The following is a 9,747-nucleotide window of genomic DNA, read 5'->3' on the forward strand; positions in this document are numbered from 1 at the left end:
AGCTATCCTGGAACAACGAACCGGCCGTGCCGACCGCATAGGTAACAAGACCTTCCGCGAACGGGCACTCAAATAGCCCGAAAACCTCGTTTCTCAAAATCGGAGTTCCGTACCTGGCCGGCACTTTCGACGAACGCATTTGCGAAGAACTGCGGCTTCTTGTGCAAACCTTCGACGTGCTTACCGGTGGAGACCTGGCCGCAGACGATGTCGAAGGGGCAGATGTGGGCAATCGTCGGAAGGGAAAGAATCAGGGCTGCGTTTCGTGCCATTGCCGCCAGAAATGGTAGATGATCTTCGTGTGAATTTACATGTTTGGAGAGAGAGTTCGCAACCGCAGGAGAGGGTGTGAATTGCTGACTATCAGGCATTCGTTCAATAAAAGGACAACAATGCTCGGATCAACCTACGCCTACAGGTTTCGTAGCTCTTTCCGCGCGCTCATTAAGTTAACTTCTGATCGTATCAACATCGAGATTTAGAGGCATAAAATCCCGAGCCACCGCCTTGGTTGCCGCTTCCAAATGAATTTCGCTTCGTCGTACCGCTTCTGTCCCAGTTGGGCTATCCCCAAACGGTAAGCTGCGTGTTCGTGCTGAGCATCGTCCAAGGTGCAGTGAGTAGCACGAACAGTAAGGGATGCGAGGGGCACAGCAGTGGCGATTTGTTCGCCTAAACGGTTAGAAGAGTGACTTAAGTGCCGCTTACTCACTCAATTGACCCTACATCCTCGTGATTCAACATACCCAGCCGGTCTAGCCGATACAGCGCGATCTTTGGCATGTTTGAGTAATGACTTTCTTCAACGCATCTCGTGTAAGCCATTTTGGCATCGATATAGCGTCCTTCATACTCGTGGCGCATTCCGACGTAGAGCCATGGTAGCCCGCTGTAACGCTTGCTGTCCGACAACTCGGCGACAAATGTGTTCTTGTCGATCAAATCCAGAAAATATGCCGACGTCAGTTCATCGGGATTCGCGCCTTCCAAGTTGTAGTTGCCATTCTCCAGGCGACGCGCACGCAGCGAGCGCCGAAAAGCAGCATCGGCCGCTTGCGAATGCCTTGCGGCAAATTGACATATGCCCTTTGTCTTAAACATATAGATTGCTCCCCCCTTCCTAGTCGCTAGCTCCATCACCTCACAGGCTTCGCTGATCTTACCACAATGCAACAGCAGTTCTGCAACGACTGTTCGATCGATACCGGGCGGAACTTTGTCGATGTCCTGGGTAAGCGCAGAATCCACAAGTTTCTGCATTTCATCAGTGTGCGCCATGTGTAAGGCTTGGGCATACCGCCCTCGGTCGAGCATGGCGGGAACGGCGTCAGTTCCAATCTTACGTGCTATCTCCTTGTGACCGGCATTGCTGTGGGCAGCGTGCTGATCGACTAGGGCTCGAATTGTCGTCGGATGATTCGCCCCATACAGCTTCATGCGTGTATCGACGACTTCGTCGAGCAACTCGGCCGACTCGGCGACTCGATCGGCTTTGAAGCAAGCACTGGCGAGTTGTGCCATCGATGATATTGTCTGAGCATTTTGGGAGCCCAAGAGGCGCCGACGATCCTCTACCACTTCTTTGAAGAGAGAGATCGCTTGATCTATGTCGTTTTTGTAGAGCAGTGCATTGCCCAGGGTTTGCTTCGCGGCCAAAGTTTTAGAATCATCTGGACCAAGAGTTGCTTGGCGGGCGGAGAGGGCCAGAGTCGCCAGATGTACCGCTGCTTCTTGATGTTGTGGCGTTGATCTGCTGTACATGAGAATCAGCGGCGATGTGGCGCGAAGGGTCCTCTCATCGGAGCCCCCAAACACTTCTCGGTGCGCTTCTACTGTGCGTTCAGCAAATGGCATAGCAACGGATCTCTCGGCAACATAGTATGCATTTGAAAGTGTCACCATTGCCTCCAGCGTATCATCGTCGGAAGGCCCAAGTTCGCGCAATCGAATGGAATAGGAACGTTCGAGGGGAACGATTGCCTCGTAGTACATGCCCAATCCCATCCTCGTCTCGCCAATCGCCGCAAGAAGCGTGGCTTGAACTAGCGGTTGCCCCGCCAACTTGCTCTCTAGTTGTTTCTCGGCTTCCACGAGGACTTCTGCAACTGTCACCTCTTCACCGAGTAGGTGAGGATCAGGACTCTTGAATGCGGTCACTAGAAAGTCAGTGACGGCCTGATTCTCAGCGGCTCTCGCCTCAACAAGTGCTCGCTGACGATCCGCTTCTTCCAAATTTGATTGTGACTCTGCGAGCGCTGCTTGCGCAACCGTGTTCGCTCTACTGACCCACACGTTGCCCACGGTGGCGGTGATCGTCGCGAGGATCAGCACTACGCACATCGCCCACACCGCGGCCACATGACGCCGCGACCATTTGCCGATGCGTGCGATCAGGCCGGGCGGCCTTGCGAGGATCGGTCGGTGCTCGAGTACCCGCTCCAAGTCGTTGGCCAAAGCGGCGGCCGAGCCGTACCGTTCCGCAGGCTCTTTGGCGATGGCTTTCTCGACAATCGTAACCAGATCTGTCGGGATCGTGGCGTTCAGCTTTCGCAGGGTCGGGGGATCCTCACGCTCGATCTGCCGCAACAATTGTCCCCGCTCCTTGGCGTCGAAGGCAGGCCGCAGGGCGAACAGCTCGTACAGCGTGATCCCGAGCGCATAGATGTCGGCCCGGTGATCCACGACCGATGTCCGTCCGTCGGCCTGCTCCGGGGCCATGTAGCGGAGTGTGCCAAGGATGTCGCCGGTGACGGTCATACCGGCTTCGCTCTCGATCCGCGCGAGGCCAAAGTCCGTCACCCACAGCTTTCCTTCGGTATCGACCATCAAGTTACCCGACTTGATGTCGCGATGAACGATTCCTCGTTCGTGGGCGTGGTGCAGGGCTCGGGCAGCCTGAATCCCGAGGCGCATCACCGAGGTGTGGTATTCGCGCGACCCGTAGTCAGGTAGCGTCGAGAGCGCCGCTTCGAGTTGGGGCTCGGTGTCGGCCGCTGCCGGGGTGGCTTCGCTCAATCCGACGTCGAGCGTTTTGGCCGAGCTTACCGGAGGTGCGCCGACATGGCCCGACTTTTGCCGCAAGGCGGTGACGACCTCCGCCAGCGTGCGGCCCTCGATGTACGCCATCGCGTAGTAATAGACGCCGCGTTCGTTCCCCACAGCGAAGACCGGCACGATGCTCGGATGCTCGAGGGTTGCCGCCGCGCGGGCTTCGTTCTTGAAACGGGTAATCGCCTTCTCATCGAGTACAGCAGTGAAGGGCAAAACCTTCAGCGCCACCCGCCGGCCAAGCGAGAGCTGCTCGGCTTCATAGACCACGCCCATACCGCCGCGACCAATCTCGCGGACGATTTGGAAATCGCCCAGGGCCTGGGCGGGTTCAATCTCCGCAGGTGGCTCGGCGGGCGGCTCCTGCGGCCACGCCTCATGCAGAATATCCAGGCACGCCTGATTCGCCTCCAAACGTTCCAGGTATTCACCAGCGAGCGCCTCACTGCCGGCGGAATCCCGTTCGCCCGCATCGTAAGCGACCAATAGCTTGCAATACGCAGCGGGGAATTCGCCATTCTCATTCGCGGACGGGTCGCTGGGATCAGTCTCATTTCTCATCGTTCAACTCGCGTGTTAATCGATCGACGGCTCGCGTCCATAGCTTTTCCGCAGCTCCCGCCGAGCAGCCAAGCACCTTGCCCGCTTCCTCGAACGTGAGCCTGAGTTCGTTCCGCAGCCGGACAACCTGCTCTTGCCTGGGGGGAAGCTTGGCGATCGCCCGTTCCAGACGTTCGACTTGTTCGTTCTTGTGCATCTGTCCGCTGGGCGTCGTGGCGGCTCCATCTACGGGCGACCAGCGGGAAGCCCGCGACCCCCGATAGTCCACCCGTTCTTCCCGCCGCATATCGCGTTTCCCAGTGCCACGATACCTTCGGTGGGCCATCTTCACTTGATTCTTCAAAATCCCTTGCAGCCACAGGATTAGCTCGCCGCGTGTTTTACCCTCGAACTTGTCGAAGGCGCGATATGCCTCCATGAGGGTCTCCTGCACCAAGTCGGACGGACTCACCTTCACTTGTAGTTCCCGGTCGAGCACAACGCCGGCCCGCGAGCGGAGGTATTTGCGCAAGTCGGCGAACAATCTTCCTTGGGCGGCACGCGAGCCCTCGCAGGCCGCCGCCACGGTGCCACTCCAAGGATCATCCACTGCCTGTCGGGATTCTGCAGGTACGGGTGTCTTCACGTTGTCCCCCATTAGACAAGTTGCGATTCGACAAGAAATCCGACGCTAAAAATGACATAGATCGGCCTAGATTTCAAATTTTCGCCGAAAACGGCCCGAAAACGGAGTTTTTGGACAATCTTGAAAGGATTCTAACTTCGCGCGTCGGTTTCCTTGCAAAAACGCAAATACCCCTTAGGGGCCAGAGCGGATCCGGCTTCACCTTGACTGAAAACATGTAATCGAGGGGTGAATTGAGATGAAGTCTTATCAGTGGATGACGCCGGTGGTGGTTGCTCTGGCAGTCGCAATCTCGCCCGCCTGGGCGAAAAAAGGTGGGAACGGGGGTGGAGGGGGTGGAGGCGGAGGCGATGCTGGCGGGGGTACACCTCCGACTGCCGGAACCATTGTGTTCTACGACGATTTGGGCACCAGCGAAGTCTCCCCCGATGGATCCAACTTGCGACTCAAAATTCCTCAGGAGTATGGCGATCCCTCGAACCGTGTGTATGCAGGCGGTGATCGCTGGTACCTAGTTGTTCGGGAAACGGAATATCTACCTCTCATTGAGAGCGGAGAAGTCGTCGATGTGATCGCCGTGGAAAACATTTTTGCTGTCAATTCGGAGACCGGCGATGAGATCCAATTGACTAATTTCTCGGGAGATTACCTATACATAGCTAACCTAAGGTGTAGTTGGACACGGGACACATCCGATTCGCAAATAGCATTTGTAGCCTACGACGAATCTGTCTACGCGACGACACACGATGGCTTACCAGCCTACGACTTCACGGGTGGATACGATTCTCCGCCAGCGAGCCTGATTGTGATTCCCATATCCTCAGGAGATATTGATGCAGCCTACCGGTCCGGTGATCCAATCCCGCCTTTTGGATGGGAAGATCTCATTATCTCACCTGCCACTGCACCGGTAGGAACTGAGTACTTCACGGTCTCTTCGGATGGACTCTTCGGTGCATACAGTAGGCACATTGCAGTTACAGAAGTGGTGAATCTTGTAACAGGCGAAATCGTCGCGGCAGTATCCAATTTGTCTCAGCCGGCTTGGACCCCAGACGGCGACTTGCTGCTCGACGAGAATCTCGGAGGACTTTACCACTTCGATGTGTTAACCGGACAAACAACGAGTATCGTCGGAGAGACGGGTAATTTATTTGGAACTCGCTTTCCAGTGTGCAGTCCAGACGGCGTCAGCTTCGCTTACACCGCACGCGAGAAGAAGAAGGGCAACTACACCGACGGTGTCATTAGTCAAAACCTCGACGGGAGCGGCCAGCAAACAAGTTTCGCAGTAGAAACACCGGCCACTGTGGAAACGGTGCGGTGGGTCGAAGATTGAGCAAAAACTTGAGGGGCATAGCGCATCCACCTACGGGAACCTCCGCGGCTCGGACGAGCTACCGGCGAAACCGAGGTGGATAAGCTTTTTCCAGCCAAGTAGATATTTCGGTCAGCATCTGTTCTAGAGGCCGGCGCGGATTCGGCCTCTGTAACAATCAAATTTCGCGGGGTGAATCGTGATGAGTTTCGAGAAATGGATGACGTGGGCACTCGTGGTCGTGCTTACAGCGGCGATGTCGACCGCTTCGGCGAAAAAAAGGGGTAATGGAAATGAGGGTGGCGGTGGCGATGACGGGGGAGGCACGACTGTCCCGATCGTACCAGGCGAGATCGTGTTTAGCGACGCGGTTGGCTCCATCGAGATCAAGCTCGACGGCACCAATGAACAACCGAACCTAGGGCCCAGCGGCGCGGATCCGTCGAATCTCTCATTTGCTGGAGGCGGTCGCTGGTACTTAACGGTGAAAGTCAGCGGCACGATACCTGAATTCAACGAAGGCGAGATCGTTGGAACCCTACAATGGCAAGACGTCTTTGCGGTGAATTCACTCACGGGGGAGGAAATACAGCTTACCGATCTCTCGGCAGATGGCCTCTATGTATACGAGGCGAAGTGGAGCCGCGATGGGAATGACAGCGAAATCTACCTGGTTACCGAAGATGTCTCTGCCGCGCTAATCTTATTTGATGGCGAAGTTGTACTAGAGACCACCGACTACACAAACGTGCCGCCGGTATTGTTGACTTTGGACGTCTCAGCATTGGAGATCGACGTCGCCTCCAAGACGATGCAGATCCCGGCGCCCGCCACGCGTCTCGAGTTGCTGGCGAGCAACCATGCCGTATCCCAAGTTGAACGCGTCCGCGACTTTGCTGTCTCGCCAGACGGTACGTTGGGAGCCTATGAACTCGAAGACTTTATCATTCGTGACGTGTTCATCTTCGACGTCGCAACTGGTGCGACCTTGGCAATACTTGATGGCGGCCGCGATCCAAGCTGGAGCCCCGACGGCAGCAAGCTCGTCTTTGCGACTCGTACAACTGTGGAAGTTTTTGATACCGAAACGGGTCTGGCGACTGTTTTGCAAAGCGAGATTAAACGGGAGCAGTCCAACTTCTGGAACCCGGAATTCAGCCCTGATGGCAATTACATTCTCTATTCGTCACAACATCCTCAAGGAAAAGACATCAGCTTCGAGGCTCAGGTGATAAACGCCGATGGCTCGCAACGCGTCGAGGTAGATTCTCGCTTTCGAGGTACCGTCCGCTGGGTCGCTGACTAACTACAAGCTATGGGGGGCTTAGCGCATCCACCTCCGGGACCCTCCGCGGCTCGCTTGAGCTACCGGCGACACCGAAGTGGACACGCTATTTGCCGCCAAGTAGATATTCCGATCAGGAAGTAGCCAGTCCCCAACTACAGCAACTCTCCTGTACACGCACCACAGTTTCGTGGTTGAGACGAATAGTAGATCTAATTCCGCGCTGCATGGAACGCATTGTCCGCGGCATGTTTTGCACACTTTGACAACTGCGGACGGCAACACACCCTTGTGGAGCAATGGTACGTCTAGGAACGACGACTATTGCAGAAATCATTTCGCCTGTATGCGTGTGAAAGAGGGCGACGGCCGTGAAGAGAGTGGAGAGTCAACGGGCACCAATGACCACGTCAACGATCGGCGACATTGTCTACTACGATTGCTCCGGTACCAAGCAAATCAAACCCGATGGTACGAACGTACGACTCGCCTTGCCGGACGAGTACGGTGACCCTTCGAATCAATCGTTCGCCGGGGGTGCGCGATGGTATTTAGTTGTCCGCGTTACTGAGCGACTCCCTCGGTTTGAAAATCGACAAATTGTTGATTTTGTAGATATTCAAAACATCTTTGCAGTTAACTCAATCACCGGTGATGAAATCCAAGTGACCGACTTTGCGGGTTCGTACCTTTGGATTCAGAGCCTCAAATGCAGCTGGTCTCGCGATACATGCGACCAGCTTATCACTTTCGCTGCTCAAGATGAGCATGAATACGCCACAGTAGTCGGAGGCCAAATTGGCTACGATTTCGGCATCGGTTTCAAAAACTACGCATTACTTGGTACGCATTTGCTTGCTATCAATACTTCTTCAAGAGACATTGATGCCGCTTACCACTCGGGCCAATCCTTCACCCCGACTACGCGTCGTGGTGTCGCTTCAGTAACTGTCGACGAAGCAACGGACACAACTGACTTTACGATTTCGCCAAGTGGTTTGCTTGGCGCATATGGTCATGGCGTTTGTGGCCCGGTGTGCGTCGTTGAGACGTTTACTGGTAAGAAGGTCTTGGAACTGGAAGCAGGCAGCCGAGATGCAAGTTGGACGCCGGGCAACAATCTCCTGTACAGCACACAAGATGGAATTGGGATCTGCGAATTCGCCAACAGGAGGCGTTCGCTGATCACGAAGGAAGCCAAGCGCGATCAGGAAGTTCTTTCGGATCCAAAGGCTAGTCCCGATGGATCGTACATCGCCTACAAGGCTCAAGTTTCGCCAGAGGGAAGCAGGTGCGAGTCACGTATCTTCGTCGTGCATGCGGACGGCACAGGACGAACGCAGGTCGGTGACCGAGTTGTTGACGTTATCCGCTGGGTTGCCGACTGACTTTCGTTTTGAGAAGTGCGTAGATACAGCTACGTGCCCCTCCTCAGTTCAGACGAGCTCCCGGCAAATCCGATCGACCGCCGTTCTACCTGCAACATCCCCCAAGCTCGTAGTGGCAACGTGCACGCTACCCGGCGGAATCGAACGCCGGCTGGCAGCGGTCCGTTGCGGTTGGCGAAACTAAAGGAAAACTCGCGAAAGTAGGGCGGCGACCCGACAACGTCGCACCGACAAATGCACCCCCGCTGGCCCTCGACCGGCTCGGAAGTACATCACCGGCAATCGGTCACACAGATTGACCCAGCATGGCCGTGTTCTAGATGCCCCGACGTCCGCGCGACGGGAAAGATTCCGCATCAGACAGCATTCTGGAGCCACTCAGCACGTCTGGTTATTTAACACTAGAAAGCGCAAAACGGTAGTCTACCGTTTTGCGCCCGCAGTCACTACTGTGCATAAATAGTATCCAATGCAATCCAAAGAAAGCATTTGCATCGGCGAATACAGGGTGGTATGATCCTATGAAACTAGAGGGAAACGCCGAAAACCTCGTGATTTGTGGGCGTTTTGACATGCAAGAGGTCACAGATTCGAGTTCTGTCGTGCCCACTTCTGTTAAACCCTTTGGCAGACGCTAGTTAGCGTATCCGGCACTTCTGCCGTGCAGCCTGTAGCCATCCTCGTTTTGGTTGTAATCGTACAACCGAAAGGAAACAGGCATGCCACGTAAGCCCCGAGTACCGCCTTACTGCCTTCACAAGCCCAGCGGTCGGGCGATCGTCAAAGTGACGGGACGCATCATCTACCTGGGTAGGTACGACTCCGAGGAGTCGCACGATAACTACGCTCGCATTGTCGCCGACCTGCTGGCCGGTCGGCCCATCACGCGGCCGACGCCCTCACGCGGCGAGCCTGAGCCGACCCCGCGTTTGACGATCGCAGACTTGGCGAGTCGGTACCTGCAACATGTTGAGGGCTACTACCGGAAGGAAGGCAAACAGACCAGCGAAGTGCATGCAATTCGCCGTGCGCTCGAGTTCCTAAGGGTCAACCATTCAGAGCTACAGGCGGCGGCGTTTGGCATCGGCGATCTGAAGGTGGTACGGCAGGCGATCGTCGATTCGGGCGTTAGCCGCAGTACGGTAAACAGGTACTCGAGCCGAATACTCCGTGCCTTCAAGTGGGCGGCTACCGAAGAGCTCGTTCCCGCCACGGTTCATGCGTCACTCGCTGTCCTACCGGGCCTGAAAGCGGGTCGCACTGAGGCACAAGAAACTGCCCCTGTTGAATCGGTCGATGTTGAGATTGTCGACGCCACGCTCCCTCATCTGCCCGAGGTAGTGGGGGATGGCCTTCCAGGCGTTGGCGATCCTGCACTTGGCGAGGGCGAACTCACCCGGCGCCAAGGGGATGGCCTCGAGGGAGCCGAGAGCCTGGTGAAACTCCGCTTCAGCGAGAGATTCCAGGTTCGCACCTACAATGCCCTGGAGCGACTGATGCGAGAGATCCGTCGGTGGAC

General features: G+C 55.9%; 6 protein-coding genes and 1 pseudogene. 4 read left to right on the plus strand and 3 right to left on the minus strand.

From position 1 onward, the window contains the following. Positions 1–68: 68 nt before the first annotated feature. The 3 genes from NG895_RS04310 to NG895_RS04325 all read right to left on the minus strand — a co-directional run bounded on the left by NG895_RS04310 (position 69) and on the right by NG895_RS04325 (position 4,198). On the minus strand, positions 69–272 hold the full coding sequence (locus NG895_RS04310; RefSeq protein WP_252851221.1) for a hypothetical protein: 204 nt from the start codon (positions 270–272) through the stop codon (positions 69–71). A 436-nt stretch (positions 273–708) separates the two neighbouring features. Further along, complete coding sequence (locus NG895_RS30470; RefSeq protein WP_279675918.1) at positions 709–3,609, minus strand: protein kinase domain-containing protein; 2,901 nt, start codon at positions 3,607–3,609, stop codon at positions 709–711. Next, positions 3,599–4,198: a sigma-70 family RNA polymerase sigma factor gene (locus tag NG895_RS04325; RefSeq protein ID WP_252851222.1), complete on the minus strand. Its 600-nt coding sequence runs from the start codon at positions 4,196–4,198 to the stop codon at positions 3,599–3,601. The genes NG895_RS30470 and NG895_RS04325 overlap by 11 nt, the downstream gene beginning before the upstream one ends. Positions 4,199–4,472: 274 nt before the next feature. On the opposite strand from NG895_RS04325, the gene NG895_RS04330 reads away from it, so the two are divergent. The 4 genes and pseudogenes from NG895_RS04330 to NG895_RS04345 form a co-directional block, all read left to right on the plus strand. Then, positions 4,473–5,576, plus strand: a complete 1,104-nt coding sequence (locus tag NG895_RS04330) for a TolB-like translocation protein (RefSeq protein WP_252851223.1) — start codon at positions 4,473–4,475, stop codon at positions 5,574–5,576. Positions 5,577–5,757: 181 nt separating this feature from the next. Then, positions 5,758–6,861, plus strand: a complete 1,104-nt coding sequence (locus NG895_RS04335; protein ID WP_252851224.1) for a TolB family protein — start codon at positions 5,758–5,760, stop codon at positions 6,859–6,861. Between the two features lie 380 nt (positions 6,862–7,241). Further along, positions 7,242–8,228: a hypothetical protein gene (locus NG895_RS04340; protein ID WP_252851225.1), complete on the plus strand. Its 987-nt coding sequence runs from the start codon at positions 7,242–7,244 to the stop codon at positions 8,226–8,228. 719 nt (positions 8,229–8,947) lie between these two features. Continuing rightward, positions 8,948–9,747: pseudogene (locus NG895_RS04345) on the plus strand (hypothetical protein); the annotation flags it as partial.

It is taken from the genome of Aeoliella straminimaris (assembly GCF_024054565.1).
Lineage (GTDB): Bacteria > Planctomycetota > Planctomycetia > Pirellulales > Lacipirellulaceae > Aeoliella > Aeoliella straminimaris.

What these genes read in the sequence shown, in the direction of transcription:
- NG895_RS04340 (WP_252851225.1), top strand. Translation starts at nt 7,242, where the DNA reads ATGACCACGTCAACGATCGGCGACATTGTCTACTACGATTGCTCCGGT.
- NG895_RS04335 (WP_252851224.1), top strand. Translation starts at nt 5,758, where the DNA reads ATGAGTTTCGAGAAATGGATGACGTGGGCACTCGTGGTCGTGCTTACA.
- NG895_RS30470 (WP_279675918.1), bottom strand. Translation starts at nt 3,609, where the DNA reads ATGAGAAATGAGACTGATCCCAGCGACCCGTCCGCGAATGAGAATGGC.
- NG895_RS04310 (WP_252851221.1), bottom strand. Translation starts at nt 272, where the DNA reads ATGGCACGAAACGCAGCCCTGATTCTTTCCCTTCCGACGATTGCCCAC.
- NG895_RS04330 (WP_252851223.1), top strand. Translation starts at nt 4,473, where the DNA reads ATGAAGTCTTATCAGTGGATGACGCCGGTGGTGGTTGCTCTGGCAGTC.